Below are 14067 nucleotides of genomic sequence, written 5' to 3'. Positions count from 1 at the left end.
CCTCCCTTCCTCCCCTCCCCCCTGCTCCTCTTCCTCCCCTTTCTCCTCTTCTCCTCCTCCGGACCCAGGAATCCCGCCATGAGCACGCACGCCATGTCGTACGTCATCACCAGCGGACCGGCCGTATCCGCCGCCGGACCGCACCCGGGGCAGTCCTCCGCGCTGCTCGGCGCCGACGTGCTCGAACGCCATCTGCGCCGCAGCGGCCACCGCGTACGTCATGCCGGACACGGCACCGCGCCACGCCCCGAGCGCGTACAGCGGCTCTTCCGCCTCCTCGCGGAGGCCGGAGCGTGGCAGGAGCGGGAGGTGACGGTCTTCCGGTGCGGACCGTGCAGCCGGTTCCTGCAGGAGACGGAGGTACGCGGCCGCTGCTGGTCCTGCGCCGCGCGCTGCGACGGCATGTCCTGCCCCGCGTGCGGACGGCCGCAGGACGCGAACGGACTCACCGCACCACGGTGTGCCGCGTGCGGTGCGGCCCCCACCCGGATCCAACGGCGCAGGCTCGTCCTGCCGTTGGAGGAACGGCGCGCACACCTGGGGACCCACCCCGGGGAGCGGCGCCCGCCGGCGCTCCGCCGCTATCTGTCCGAGGTGGTGAGCGGCACGCTGCCCGCCGTCCCGGTGAGCTGCGAGGGCGTTCAGGGCATACCGGTGCCGTCGGCAGGCTGGGAGGGGCAGGTCATCGCCGACTGGTTCGGTGAGCTCGCCGGATACGCGGAGGCCGTGGGCGAGTCGGAGGTCTCCGGCGGCCCCGCCCAGGTCGTCGACTTCGCCGGCCCGGGCCGCGCCTTCCTGCACGCCGTACTGCGCCCTGCCCTGGCGTCGGTCAACACCCCCGACACGGCCGAACACCCGCTACCGCAAGGCGCGTTGACCCCTCACCTCATCGTGGACGAGACCGTTCCACCGCCCGCATCGCCCTCCACCGAAACCACGCCACCGAACACCGACGCGCTCCGCTTCCACCTCTGCCTCACCGGCTCCGTACCGGAGCGGAGCGCCGCCTTCGAGCGGGAGTACGCGGAGACGGTCTCCACCGTGCTTGCCCACGGTCTGGACGCCTGGACCGACACGGTCCTCGACCTGCTCGCCGAGGATTTCGGGAGCGTCGTCCCCGGGGCCGCCCCGCACGGGCCGCCGGCGGCCGAGCGGCGCGAGCTGGTCCGGCGTACCCGAAAGGCGCTGGCAGCCGAGACGTTCTCCCCGCAGGAGGCCGCCGAAGCGCTGGCCACCACGGTGGACCGGGCGGTCGCCGACCTCCGGCAGCTGCGGCTCCTCGGCGGTACGGAACTCAGGTCCGCGTACGAGGCGAGGCTCGTCGCGCACGCCGAACTCCTCGCCGCCTGCGCGGTGACGGCGGCCCCGCTGATGCCGGACTGGTCCGTGTTCCTCGCCGGGCACCTGGGCATCCCCCTGGACGAGGAGTCCGGGATCCCGCCCTGGTCCGCAGCCGAAACCGACCGCCTCGTACCGCCGGGAACGAAGCTCCCCGAATCCGTCCCGGTCTATTTCCACGAGCGGCCGTGATGCACGGGACACGGGACCTCAGATGTACCCGTGCTCCGCAGCCCGCTGCCCCAACTGGAAGCGGCTCTGCGCATCCAGTTTCTCCATGAGCTCGGAGATCAACCGCCGTTCGCTGCGCAGCGATATGCCGAGCCGGCGGGCGGCGGCCTCGTCGGTATACCCCTGGGCGAGCAGCCGCAGCAGTTCACGCGGCTGGGAAAGAGGGTCGTCCAGGCTCTTGCGGGGAGCCTCGCCGAACGGCACCGCCGTGGCCCACACCGCCTCGAACAGCGCGAGGAACGCCGCCACCGCACCCGGCTGCCGCAGGAGCACCGCACCCGCGGCGCTGTCCGCGGGATCGATCGGCACCATCGCCAACTCCCGGTCGGCGATCCACAGCCGCATCGGCAGCGCGGGCACCGTGCGCACCTCGGCGCCCCGCAGGGTCAGCCACTGGGCGTGCTCCAGCGTCCCGGGGGCATTGCGGATGGAGTCCAGATACACCGTGCGGATCTTGACGCCCCGTTCGAGCAGTTCGGCGCTGGCGCCCTTGCTCGCCTGCAGACCCGCGAGAGGCTGCGCGCCCCCGGGCATGAACGCCAGGGACTCGGTACGGATCCGGGTGGCCAGGTCGGACATCCGGGCGCGGACCGCGTCCACGCCCTGCAACTGCTCGACCGCCAGTTCCTCCTCGTCGCCGTGCTGTGCGGAGTACTGGGCGAGCAGCATCTCGGCCGCGGCCTGGCTGCGGGCCAGGGCACGGTTCTGTTCGGCGATCTCGGCCTGTTGTAAGGCGAGCAGGGTGTCCATGGCGGCCTTCGGGCTCACCACGTGCAGCCGGCCGTCGGACCGCCAGGACGGTGCGAGCAGCCCCAGCCGGGTCAGCTCCTCCAGCGCCTCGTCCCGCTCCGCCTCCGGCAGGGCGAACTCGGCCGCGGCCTGCCGCACCGGACAGCCGGGCCGGCCGAGAGCGAACCGGTAGAGACGGTCGGTGTGCTCCGTGAGTCCGAACGACGTCAGCATGCGCACGGCTCCTCGATCGGGCACCGCGGAACACGGCGGTGCACGGCGAAGGCCGACGTCGTCGGCGGCCTCTTCCTTACGACGCGGCAGGTTCCCCCCTGTCGCACGGCGGCATCGACACTCATCGTCATCGATGCCGACGCACAGTGTTGATCATTCGCCGGTGGCGGTGCAATCCCTGTCCGGGGGACGGACGTTCGCGGGGCCGATGTCGGCGGGGCCGCCGTTGGCATGCTTGTGCCGTGATCCTTCGTGCCGGTGGATTTCCCTGTCTGTCCGGCGGTCGGCCCGGCAGGATCAGTCGGGCCGGGCCACCCCAGGTGCCCGGCTCACTCGGACTGTCGAGCCCACACACCCAAGAGGACCCCATGCTTCGCGCCGCTGTCATGACCGCCGTCACCGCCGCCCTCGTCGTGCTCTCCCTCGGCGGCAACGCCACGGCTTCCACCGGTCAACCCACCACGCCGGACCGGACCGTCACGACGACCGCCTCCGCCGCCTCCGCCGCCTCCGCCGCCTCGACCACCGAAGAGCCCGGCTGGAGCTGACCTTCGCGCGCCGGCGTGGCAGACCTCCATCAGCGCAAGCGTGCATAGCCATGCGCGGAGAGTGACGCGAGGCGTACCGTGGGCGGAACTCCGTAGATGGGCGCCGCTGTTAGCGCATCGAAGCGACCATCCGGCGCCGAGAACTGGGATCGGGAGAGCCCACCGCCAGCGGTATCCCTGCGCGGTGGTTCCGCGCCCTTCCCGCATCGCAGCTCGGAGCAGCATGGATGCCACATCACGCACTGATTCCGTGCCGGTCAAGGTCGACCCGGACACCTCCACCGTGTGGTTGTACGGGCAAGCCACAGGCGCACGCAAAGCGTTGGTCACTCAGCACCTGGCGGCGTTGCTCAGCGAGGGACGCGACGACATCACCGTCGACCTGACCGGGGCCACGGGCCTCTCCAACGCCCTGTTGGACGTCTTCGCCGCCATCGCCTGCCTCATGGAGCCCCCGCGCCGGCTGATCGTGCACGCTCCCGCATCCCTCGGCATCGCCCAACGCCTTTCAGCACGCCTCCCGAAGCCCGACTCCCCATCCCTCGCGCTCCGACTCACGGTCCTCGAGCGCTAGCAGCGGCGCGGACAACAAAAAGCCCCCGGGTCCAGGACCTGGGGGTTTCTACTGGAGCGGGTGACGAGAATCGAACTCGCGCTCTCAGCTTGGGAAGCTGATGTTCTACCATTAAACTACACCCGCATGACACGCGGCCGATGACCAGCGCATCGTCGCACACGATACCCCATCGACGGCCCCCGGTGCAGAGACCGGGGGCCGTCGGCGTTCGCCCGCCCGGCGGCCCGGAGGTGGAACCGGGTGCGGGGTACCGGAGTTGAGGCGTACCGTTGGAGAGCGGAGTGCCGCCTGGAGCAGCGTCCCTTTCATCCCGTAATGTGAGCTTTCGCCGTCACGACGTGGGGAAGGGACCCGAGGACTTGATGGAGCGCACCGTCGTCCGCTGTGCCGAGGGGCACGTGTTCAGCACCGTTTCGTTTCCGATGCAGCAGGCCGATCGTCTCGGCCCCGGACGGCTGATCCGCTGTCCTCGCTGCGCCCGGCTCCGGCATGCCGTGCCGGTGGAAGCGGCCAAGCAACACTGAACGCAGCCCAGGCAACACTGGGCACGGACACCGAGCAACAGCGCGCGGGTCCGCCGGGATTTCGGCGGGCCCGCGCGCTCTGCGTATCCTCGGGACGTGCTTCTCTCAGACAAGGACATCCGGGCCGAGATCGATGCCGGGCGGGTACGCATCGATCCCTACGACGAATCCATGGTGCAGCCGTCGAGCATCGACGTGCGCCTCGACCGCTTCTTCCGGGTGTTCGAGAACCACCGCTACCCCCACATCGACCCCGCCATCGAGCAGGCCGATCTGACGCGGACGGTCGAGCCGGAGGGCGACGAGCCGTTCATCCTGCACCCCGGCGAGTTCGTGCTGGCCTCCACGTACGAGGTCATCACGCTGCCCGACGATCTCGCCAGCCGTCTGGAGGGCAAGAGTTCGCTCGGCCGCCTCGGCCTGGTCACGCACTCCACGGCCGGCTTCATCGACCCCGGCTTCTCGGGCCATGTGACCCTCGAACTCTCGAACCTCGCGACGCTGCCGATCAAGCTCTGGCCGGGCATGAAGATCGGCCAGCTCTGCATGTTCCGGCTCTCCTCGCCGGCCGAATTCCCGTACGGCAGCGAGCGCTACGGCTCCCGCTACCAGGGACAGCGGGGCCCGACCGCCTCCCGCTCCTTCCTCAACTTCCACCGCACCCAGGTCTGAGAACAGGTTCGAGAACAGCATGAGTGACGTACGCGAGAACCTGACTTACGACGGCTTCGGCAAGGCGGTCCGCGAACTCGCGCAGACCATCGCCGACGACGGCTACCGCCCCGACATCGTCCTGAGCATCGCGCGCGGCGGCGTCTTCGTCGCGGGCGGTCTGGCGTACGCCCTCGACTGCAAGAACATCCACCTGGTCAACGTGGAGTTCTACACGGGCGTCGGCACCACCCTCGACATGCCGGTGATGCTCGCCCCGGTGCCCAACGCGATCGACTTCTCGAACAAGAAGATCCTGATCGCGGACGACGTCGCCGACACCGGCAAGACCCTGAAGCTCGTCCACGACTTCTGCCTCGACACGGTCGCCGAGGTCCGCTCCGCCGTGATCTACGAGAAGTCCCACTCGCTGGTCAAGTGCGAGTACGTATGGAAGCGCACGGACGAGTGGATCAACTTCCCTTGGAGCGTGGAGCCGCCCGTCGTGCAGCGGGACGGTCAGGTGCTGGACGCATAGCACTGGGCGCGTATAGGCGCGCATGAGCGAAGGGGCCGGCTGATCGGATCAGCCGGCCCCTTTCGCGCCCAAAAGCCCTAGAACGTCCCGAGCTTGATGATCGAGAGGATCGCGATCAGTTGGATCGCGCTCGCGCCCAGGGCGCGGGGCCAGGGCAGGTCGTGGGACTTGGAGACCATCGTCGTGAGCAGCGCCGCGGCGCCGATCCAGGTGGCCCAGCCGAGGATCTGCACCAGTGGCGCGTCACCGCCGAGGAACATCGCGAAGATCAGGCGGGGCGCGTCCGTGAGCGACATGATCAGCATCGAGAGGCCGACCGTCGGCTGCCAGGCGCCGTCGCCGCCGAGCTGGCGGGCCACGGTGTGGGTCACGACGCCGAGCACGAAGGCGCTGAGGACGATCGCCACACCTGTCGTCAGGACGATCGGGACGCTGGTCGCGAGCGTCGCGTTGATCGCGTCCTCGCGGGCGCTGTCGAAGCCGAAGACGGCGAGCAGTCCGTAGAGGAACGTGACCAGGACGGCCGGGACCCACATGGTGTGGTCGCGCATCTGCAGATACGTCTGGTTCGGGCGCAGGATCACCCCGCTGAGCAGCTGCTTCCAGTGCAGCCGCGGCCCGATCGGCGCGGGCGCCGCGCCGGCGCGGTAGGTACCGCCCTGGCTGTACGGGTCCTCGCCGACGGAGAAGGCCTGGGTGTGACCCGGGTTGTTGTGCGCCGCGTACGGGTCCTGCCGCTGCTGGTACGGGTCACCGAAGTACTCCGGCTCCCCGTGCGCACCGTGCCCCTGCCCCGGGTGACCGCCGGCCTGCGGCCACTGCTGCTGACCGGGCTGCTGCGGGTACCCGCCGGGGTACTGCTGCTGCTGAGGGTACGGAGGCGCGGCGGGGCGGCCGTACGGCTGCTGCTGTCCGTACGGCGGCTGCTGCGGGTTGTGTTGCGGGCGCGGGGACTGGGGACGGTTGCCCCGGTTGCCGCGGCCGATCCTGAATCCAGCCACGTCATCGAACGTACCTGGTTCTGCTGTGCCCGGGGCCGGGGCGGCCACAATGCGGTCCCTTTGCGGCTGAGCTGTGACAACCCCTAGGGGGTCCCTGAGGGGGTGGCCGTATTGACGTCCGGCCCGTGCGGGGCGGCACCGTGTTCGTTGAATACGGGCTGATTTACATAGTTGAGGTCCAATTTCGGGGCGTCCGTTACATTACGTACGGCTTACGCGGATCTCGCCCTCGTACCTTCGAAGAGGTCGCCCCGCACGGGCCGCGACCGCCGTACGAGATCCACGAGGACGTCATGCGAGTCACCCGCCGCGCCATCCGCGCCGCAGCCGTCAGCACCGGAGCCGTCGCCGCGCTGGCCGTGCCGGCCGGTGTTGTCGCCGTGCTCGCGCTGCCGGCCGGGACCGCGTACGCGGCTTCCGCGTCCGTCCAGGAGTCCGACGGCACCCGCATCACCATGCCCGACGGCCGCACCGCCAGGTTCGTCCACAGCGGCGCGGAGGGCCTCCGGGTCGATATCGCGATGCCGAACGGCGGCTTCCTCGGCTCGGTCGACCCCCGCAGCCCGAGCACCGTCAATGACGGCTGGACGTACAAGCTCGTACGAGACGGACGAGACGGACGAGACGGACGAGACGGACGAGGCGGACGCGCAGGGGGCGCATCCAAGTTCGTCGTGATCGACGGCCGGGGGCGCGGCTGCAGCTGGGTGTACGACATGCACGGCCGGCTCATCGAGAAGCACTCGGCCGACAAGCGCTCGGCCGACAAGCACTCGGCCGACCACCCCGGCGGCGCCCGCGCCTCCTCGTACAAGAGCCAGGTCACCACACCGCTCGGCCGCGTCCGCGCCGGTACGCAGGAGCAGCAGGCCTCCCGCCCGGTCAGCGCCCCCCTGGTCGCCGCCGGCGGCGGCATCGCCGCGGCAGGGGCGGCCGGCCTGGGCTTTGCCGTGCTGCGGCGCCGCGCGAGCTGAGGCCGGCGGAGCCCGGGCGGAGTCCGGAGGGCATCCCACAAACTGACTGAGGGGCCGGCACGGGGCGGCCCCTCAGTCATTTCTTTCGTACGAGTCAGCTATTTCTTTCGTACGGGCAGCTCGGCTGTCCGAGCGGGCAACTCGGCTGTCCGAGCCGTTACTTCACCGGCTCCGGCTCCGGAGCGTCCTCGGTCTCCTGCGACCCCGCCGGATCCACCGGGGTCTTGACCGAGTCGAGCAGCAGCTGGGCCACGTCCACGACCTGGAGCGACTCCTTGGCCTGACCGTCGTTCTTCTTGCCGTTGACCGAGTCCGTGAGCATCACGAGGCAGAACGGGCAGGCGGTCGACACGATGTCGGGGTTCAGCGACAGCGCCTCGTCCACGCGCTCGGTGTTGATGCGCTTGCCGATCCGCTCCTCCATCCACATCCGCGCACCGCCGGCGCCGCAGCAGAAGCCGCGCTCCTTGTGGCGGTGCATCTCCTGCTGACGCAGGCCCGGGACGGCGGACATGATCTCGCGCGGGGGCGTGTAGATCTTGTTGTGCCGGCCCAGGTAGCACGGGTCGTGGTAGGTGATCAGACCCTCGACGGGCGTGACCGGGATCAGCTTGCCCTCGTCGATGAGGTGCTGGAGCAGCTGCGTGTGGTGGATGACCTCGTAGTCGCCGCCGAGCTGCGGGTACTCGTTGCCGAGCGTGTTGAGGCAGTGCGGGCAGGTGGCGACGATCTTCTTCGCCGACTTCGGCTTACGGGACTCCTCGGTGACCTTGCCGTCGTCGTCCATCTCCTCGCCGAACGCGGCGTTGAGGGACATGACGTTCTCCATGCCGAGCTCCTGGAACAGGGGCTCGTTGCCGAGACGCCGTGCGGAGTCACCGGTGCACTTCTCGTCGCCGCCCATGATCGCGAACTTGACGCCCGCCATGTGCAGGAGTTCCGCGAAGGCCTTCGTGGTCTTCTTGGCGCGGTCTTCGAGAGCGCCCGCGCAGCCGACCCAGTACAGGTACTCGACCTCGGTCAGGTCCTCGATGTCCTTGCCGACGACCGGCACCTCGAACTCGACTTCCTTGAGCCACTCGAGGCGCTGCTTCTTGGCCAGACCCCAGGGGTTGCCCTTCTTCTCCAGGTTCTTGAGCATCGTGCCCGCCTCGGACGGGAACGCGCTCTCGATCATCACCTGGTAGCGGCGCATGTCGACGATGTGGTCGACGTGCTCGATGTCGACGGGGCACTGCTCGACACACGCACCGCAGGTGGTGCAGGACCACAGGACGTCGGGGTCGATGACGCCGTTCTCTTCGAGCGTGCCGATCAGCGGGCGCTCGGCCTCGGCGAGAGCCGTGGCGGGGACCTCCGCGAGCTGCTCCGCGGAAGCCTTTTCGGTGCCCTCCATGTCCTTGCCGCCACCGGCAAGCAGGTACGGCGCCTTGGCGTGCGCGTGGTCGCGAAGCGACATGATCAGGAGCTTGGGCGAGAGCGGCTTGCCCGTGTTCCAGGCCGGGCACTGCGACTGGCAGCGGCCGCACTCGGTGCAGGTGGAGAAGTCGAGCAGACCCTTCCAGCTGAACTGCTCGACCTGCGAGACACCGAACACGTCGTCGTCACCGGGATCGGTGAAGTCGATCGCCTTGCCGCCGGAGGTCATCGGCTGCAGCGCACCCAGCGCGACCTCACCGGTCGCGTTGCGCTTGAACCAGATGTTGGGGAAGGCGAGGAAACGGTGCCAGGCCACACCCATGTTGGTGTTGAGCGAGACCACGATCATCCAGATGAAGGAGACCGAGATCTTGATCATCGCGACCAGGTAGACCAGGTTCTGCAGCACCCCGAGGCTCAGGCCCTTGAAGGCGAGCACGAGCGGATACGAGGCGAAGTACCCGGCCTCGTAACCCTCGACGTGGTGCAGCGCGCCCTCGAGTCCGCGCAGGACGTAGATCGCGAGACCGATGGTGAGGATGACGGCCTCGACGAAGTACGCCTGGCCGGCCTTCGAGCCCTGGAAGCGGGACTTGCGGCCGGGCCGCGTCGGCAGGCTGAACACCCGGATCGTGATGAGGATCGCGATACCGATGATCGTCATCGCACCGATGAACTCGGTGTACATCTCGAACGGCAGCCACTCACCGATGACCGGCAGCATCCAGTCGGCCTTGAAGAGCTGACCGAACGCCTGCACCAGGGTCGGCGGCAGCGTCAGGAAGCCGATCGCCACGAACCAGTGGGCGAACCCGACGATGCCCCAGCGGTTCATCCGGGTATGTCCGAGGAACTCCCGTACCAGCGTCACACTGCGCTGATACGGATTGTCCTTGCGGGTGCCCGCCGGCAGCGGCTGGCCCAGCTTGAAGTAGCGGACGAACTGGCCGATGGCGCGTGCGATGAGCGCGACGCCGATCACGGTCAGAACCAACGACACGATGATCGCGGCGAGTTGCATGAGGGCTCCTCGGGCCTGCGAGGCGGGGGCTTCAGTGAAGATTACTAAGCGGTAACTTACCCGGCTCGTCTGAGCCTACCCACTTCCGATGGTGCAATGTAGCCAGGCTCACGGTGATCTGTGTCGCTGAGGTCTGCCTTGGTTGGGCCGCGGGGCCCGCTACAGCCGCTCGACGCTCTGCGCGCCGGCGCACCGGTTGCGGGTGTCGAAGACGTAACCGGCCTCGCGCGTCACAAGGCCGTAGTCGAAGCAGTCGTGATCGGTGGCGATGATCACGGCGTCCGCCTCGCGCAGCTCCGGCGCCGTGAGCTCCACGCACAGCACCTCGGACGGCAGCCGGAACGGATCGGCGTAGGGCTCGACGGCGCGGACGCGGGCGCCGCGGGCCAGGAGCAGTTCGGCGATGTCGACGGCGGGGGATTCGCGTACGTCTCCGGTGTTCTTCTTGTACGCGAGCCCGAGCAGCAGGATCCGCCGGCCCGTGAGCGGGCGGCCCAGACCGGTCTCGACGCGGCGGACGACCTGCTCCGGCATCCCGTCGTTGATCTCCTGGGCGAGCGAGACGAACCGGACGTCGTGCTGCAGCTGCTGCCGCACCTGCCAGGACAGGTACGAGGGGTCGACCGGCAGGCAGTGCCCGCCCACGCCGGGCCCCGGGTAGAAGGGCATGAAGCCGAAGGGCTTGGTGGCCGCCGCGTCCACCGCCTCCCAGATGTCCACGCCGAGCGGCCGTGCGCACAGGGCCAGTTCGTTGACCAGGGCGATGTTGACCTGCCGGAAGGTGTTCTCCAGGAGCTTGGTCAGCTCGGCGGTGCGGGTCGAGGTGACCGGGACCGTGCGGGTCACGATCCGGTCGTAGAAGGCCTCGACGGCCTCCAGGGACTGCTCGTCGACGCCCGAGACGACCTTGGGCGTGTTCTCGAGCCGCCAGCGGGAGTTGCCCGGGTCGATCCGCTCGGGGCTGTAACCGAGGTGGAAGTCGCGGCCGGGGCGCAGACCGCTGCCGGCTTCGAGCAGCGGCGCGAGCACGTCCTCGGTGGTGCCGGGGTAGCTGGTCGACTCCAGGACGACGGTCGAACCGGTGCGGATGTGCGGGGCGATCGCACGGGCCGCGCTCTCGATGTACGAGAGGTCGGGGGCGCCGTCGAGCAGCGGGGTCGGCACGGTGATCACACAGACGTCGAAGCCCTCGGCCGCGTCCGGATCGGCGGTCACCCGGAGCCGGCCCTCGTCGAGCGCGGCGAGCAGCCGCGCGGAGTCGATGTCCTCCACGTACGAATCGCCCATGGCCAGCCGCTTGATCCGCTGCCGGTCCGTGTCGATGCCGACGACCCGCAGACCGGTCTCCGCGGCGCGCAGCGCGAGCGGCAGGCCGACGTAGCCGAGGCCGATGACCACGACGCGCTCGGACGACGGGGTTTCCGATACGGCCATGCGCTGCTGCATGAGCTGTCCTCAATTCGACTGAATCTGATCGAGATCGATCAGGTGTTTCGGTCAGATGTAATGAAGCGGATCGTGTTATTCACCACATATTGGGACATAGCGAACTAGCTTATGGAGCGCTCGAACCCGGTGCGTGCGTGCTGCATCACCCCGATACCGCAACAGAACGGGCGGATTCATGGCCAGCGACTCCACGACGTACCTGGTGACCGGCGGTGCCGGTTTCATCGGGTCGCATCTCACCGAGGCCCTGCTCGCCCGCGGCGACTCCGTGGTCGTGCTCGACGACCTCTCGACCGGGGACCTGGCCAATCTCGCCGCGGTCATGGACCATCCGCGGCTGCGCTTCGTGCGCGGCTCGATCCTGCAGCCCGAACTCGTCGCCGATCTGACCGGCCGCTGCGACGCCGTGATCCACCTCGCGGCCGCCGTCGGGGTGCGGCTGATCGTCGAGCAGCCGCTGAAGTCCTTCGTCACCAACATCCGCGGCACCGAGAACGTGATCGCCGCGGCCCACCGCCACCACCGTCCGCTGCTGCTCGCCTCCACCTCGGAGATCTACGGCAAGAACGGCGCGGGCCCGGTCGCCGAGACCGCGGACCGGATCCTCGGCCAGACCGGCGTCGCGCGCTGGTCGTACTCCACCGCGAAGGCCGTCGACGAGATCCTCGCGCTCGCCCATCACCACGAGTACGGCCTGCCCGTCGCGGTCGTGCGGCTCTTCAACACCGTCGGCCCGCGCCAGTCCCCCGCGTACGGCATGGTCATCCCGCGCCTGGTGCGCCAGGCCCTGGCCGGCGAACCCCTCACCGTGCACGGCGACGGCCGCCAGCGCCGCTGCTTCGCCCATGTCGCCGACGTGGTCGACGCGCTGCTCAAGCTCCTCGACCACCCGGGCGCGGTCGGTGGCATCTTCAACGTCGGCACCGGCGAGGAGACCTCCATCGCCGAACTCGCCGCCCGGGTCGTCGCCCGCACGCAGAGCCCCTCACCCATCGCGCTCATCCCGTACGAGCAGGTCTACGCGAGCGGGTTCGAGGACATGGAACGCCGCGTCCCCGACACCACCCGGCTGCGCGAACTCACCGGCTGGGCGCCCCGGTTCGGACTCGACGAGATCCTCGACACGACGATCGCCGAGATGCGCCGCCACAAGCCCGACACCCCGGGTGTCCCGCGCCCGGCCCCCTCGGACCTCGCCTCCGCGCCGAGGGCCTGACAGGACTGAACTCCATGCTCTACACCCTCGTGGCGGCCGTTGCCGCCGTGCTCCTGACCGCACTGCTCACCCGTTTCGTCCGCGTACTCGCGCTGCGCACAGGCCGGTTGGACCGGCCGGGCGCCCGCAAGGCGCACAGCCGGCCGACCCCGCACCTCGGCGGTGTCGCGGTGGCCGCGGGCACGCTCGTGGTGAGCTGCACGGGGTACGCCCCGCTCGGCCCCGGCACGGAACGGCTCCTGTGGGCCGCCTCGGCCGTCGCCGTGCTCGGTCTCCTCGACGACATGCGGCCGCTCGGCGCACGGATCCGCCTGGTGGTGGAGGGCGCGGCCGCGCTCTTCGTCGTGTACGACAGCGGGTTGACGTTCCTGGCCGGGCTCTGCGCCGTGGCGTGGATCGTCTTCGTCACCAACGCGTTCAACCTGCTCGACAACTCCGACGGCGCGATGGGCACGGTGGGCGCGGTCACCGCGCTCGGCCTCGCGCTGTGCGCGGCGGCCGAAGGGCGGGCCGACCTGGCCCTCGTCCTGACGGTGCTGGCCGCGGCGCTCGGCGGTTTCCTCGGCCACAACTGGCATCCGGCCAAGATCTTCCTCGGCGACTGCGGCTCGCTGTTCACGGGCTTCCTGCTCGCCTCGGCCGCGGTCGCGGTGCACACCGGGCACGAGGTGCTGCCCACCGCGGCGGGACTGCTGACCCTGACCGTGGTCGTCACGGCCGACACCGCCCTGGTCATCGTCTCGCGCCGCCGCGCGGGCCGTCCGCTGCTGCTCGGCGGCACCGACCACACCGCCCACCGCCTTCGCCGGGTCGGGTTCACGGTGCCGGGGGCCGCGGTGGTGCTCGGCGCGGTGGCCTTCGCGGGCACGCTGACGGCGTTCCTGATGCACCGGGGCGTGGCGGGCCCGAGCGCGGCAACTCCCTTGCTCCTCGCGGTGGTCGGCGGCCTCTGGGCTCTTCTCAAGGTCCCGGTGTACGGGGCCCATGCGCGGCTCGGGGGTGCGGGGCGTACGGCGGTCAGCGGTGCGACGCGTCCCGGTGCCGCGGGTGCGGGACGTATGCCTGTCGCGGGTGTGCGGGCCACCGGCTCGCCCCGCTCGGCGACCGCGGTGCGCAAGCGCCCGGTGGGCGGTCCGCGCACCGTGGCGGCCGCGGCCCGCACGGCCGACGGACCGCGCACGCTGGCGCTGCGCACGGGCGGGGCCTCCCGCACCCGGCCGGTGCCGGCGACGCGCGGCAGCGGCACCCCCGCGGCGGGCACGTTCGTGCCCGGCGGCGGCCGCTCGCCCGCGCCGGCAGGGGGCAACCGCCCGCCCCTGCCCGCAGGGGCCGGCCGCACATCCTCAACTCCCGCCGCCGGACGTCCGGTTGCGCCCCAGCGCGGCCCCAAGTCCGCCGCGCCGACGGGCCGTACGCGCCGCGGGCTCGCCGCCCTGACCCGCACCGTCCTCGCCGCGCGCCGCGCCCAGCCGGGCGCACGGCACACGACGGCGGACCTGGCGAGGGGCTGAGATGCCGGCACACGGACGTCATCACCGAGGTCATCACCGAGGCCATCACCGAGGCCAGAGGGCTGACATGCCGGCACGCGGACGCCATCACCTAGGCCAGAGGGGC

At 70.2% G+C, this 14067-nt stretch carries 13 protein-coding genes and 1 tRNA gene; 9 read left to right on the top strand and 5 right to left on the bottom strand.

Annotation, left to right across the window (positions count from 1 at the left end; all coding sequences use genetic code 11):
- The first annotated feature begins 78 nt into the window (after positions 1–78).
- Positions 79–1530: a class I tRNA ligase family protein gene (locus G6045_RS11335; protein ID WP_165331750.1), complete on the top strand. Its 1452-nt coding sequence runs from the start codon at positions 79–81 to the stop codon at positions 1528–1530.
- Positions 1531–1548: 18 nt separating this feature from the next.
- Here the strand turns inward: G6045_RS11335 and G6045_RS11330 are convergent, their stop codons facing one another.
- Positions 1549–2532, bottom strand: coding sequence for a helix-turn-helix transcriptional regulator (locus tag G6045_RS11330; protein WP_165331749.1), 984 nt, complete (start codon positions 2530–2532; stop codon positions 1549–1551).
- Between the two features lie 368 nt (positions 2533–2900).
- Here G6045_RS11330 and G6045_RS11325 point away from each other — a divergent pair, with 368 nt between their 5' ends.
- Both G6045_RS11325 and G6045_RS11320 read left to right on the top strand, forming a co-directional pair.
- Complete coding sequence (locus tag G6045_RS11325) at positions 2901–3080, top strand: hypothetical protein (protein WP_165331748.1); 180 nt, start codon at positions 2901–2903, stop codon at positions 3078–3080.
- 223 nt (positions 3081–3303) lie between these two features.
- Positions 3304–3654 carry a hypothetical protein gene (locus G6045_RS11320; protein ID WP_165331747.1) on the top strand — a complete coding sequence of 117 codons (351 nt, stop codon included), beginning with the start codon at positions 3304–3306 and terminating at the stop codon, positions 3652–3654.
- A 52-nt stretch (positions 3655–3706) separates the two neighbouring features.
- Here the strand turns inward: G6045_RS11320 and G6045_RS11315 are convergent.
- Positions 3707–3780 (bottom strand) — tRNA-Gly (locus tag G6045_RS11315).
- A gap of 239 nt (positions 3781–4019) precedes the next feature.
- Here G6045_RS11315 and G6045_RS40855 point away from each other — a divergent pair.
- From G6045_RS40855 to G6045_RS11305, 3 genes are all read left to right on the top strand, one after another.
- Positions 4020–4181 (top strand): hypothetical protein, encoded by a 162-nt coding sequence (locus G6045_RS40855; RefSeq protein WP_206343604.1) that lies wholly within the window; start codon positions 4020–4022, stop codon positions 4179–4181.
- Between the two features lie 96 nt (positions 4182–4277).
- Positions 4278–4853 (top strand): dCTP deaminase, encoded by a 576-nt coding sequence (gene dcd / locus G6045_RS11310; RefSeq protein ID WP_165331746.1) that lies wholly within the window; start codon positions 4278–4280, stop codon positions 4851–4853.
- Between the two features lie 19 nt (positions 4854–4872).
- Positions 4873–5370, top strand: coding sequence for a phosphoribosyltransferase (locus G6045_RS11305; RefSeq protein WP_165331745.1), 498 nt, complete (start codon positions 4873–4875; stop codon positions 5368–5370).
- A gap of 77 nt (positions 5371–5447) precedes the next feature.
- Here G6045_RS11305 and G6045_RS11300 read toward each other — a convergent pair whose 3' ends face one another.
- Positions 5448–6371, bottom strand: a complete 924-nt coding sequence (locus G6045_RS11300; RefSeq protein WP_165331744.1) for a Yip1 family protein — start codon at positions 6369–6371, stop codon at positions 5448–5450.
- Between the two features lie 293 nt (positions 6372–6664).
- On the opposite strand from G6045_RS11300, the gene G6045_RS11295 reads away from it, so the two are divergent.
- On the top strand, positions 6665–7345 hold the full coding sequence (locus G6045_RS11295) for a hypothetical protein (protein WP_165331743.1): 681 nt from the start codon (positions 6665–6667) through the stop codon (positions 7343–7345).
- 157 nt (positions 7346–7502) lie between these two features.
- Here the strand turns inward: G6045_RS11295 and G6045_RS11290 are convergent, their stop codons facing one another.
- Together G6045_RS11290 and G6045_RS11285 are read right to left on the bottom strand one after the other, a co-directional pair.
- On the bottom strand, positions 7503–9785 hold the full coding sequence (locus tag G6045_RS11290; RefSeq protein ID WP_165331742.1) for a (Fe-S)-binding protein: 2283 nt from the start codon (positions 9783–9785) through the stop codon (positions 7503–7505).
- A 159-nt stretch (positions 9786–9944) separates the two neighbouring features.
- The gene (locus G6045_RS11285) at positions 9945–11231 is read right to left on the bottom strand and encodes a nucleotide sugar dehydrogenase (protein ID WP_235967795.1); all 1287 of its coding nucleotides are present in this window, start codon (positions 11229–11231) and stop codon (positions 9945–9947) included.
- A 178-nt stretch (positions 11232–11409) separates the two neighbouring features.
- On the opposite strand from G6045_RS11285, the gene G6045_RS11280 reads away from it, so the two are divergent.
- Positions 11410–12450, top strand: coding sequence for an NAD-dependent epimerase/dehydratase family protein (locus tag G6045_RS11280; RefSeq protein ID WP_165331741.1), 1041 nt, complete (start codon positions 11410–11412; stop codon positions 12448–12450).
- A 14-nt stretch (positions 12451–12464) separates the two neighbouring features.
- Positions 12465–13961, top strand: a complete 1497-nt coding sequence (locus G6045_RS41385; RefSeq protein ID WP_235967794.1) for an MraY family glycosyltransferase — start codon at positions 12465–12467, stop codon at positions 13959–13961.
- The last annotated feature ends 106 nt before the right edge of the window (positions 13962–14067 follow it).

Origin of the sequence: Streptomyces mesophilus, from assembly GCF_011044995.1 — a bacterium.
GTDB classification, from domain to species: domain Bacteria; phylum Actinomycetota; class Actinomycetes; order Streptomycetales; family Streptomycetaceae; genus Streptomyces; species Streptomyces mesophilus.
The sequence above is the reverse complement of the archived record's forward strand: the minus strand, read 5'-3'. Positions and strand labels throughout refer to the sequence as shown.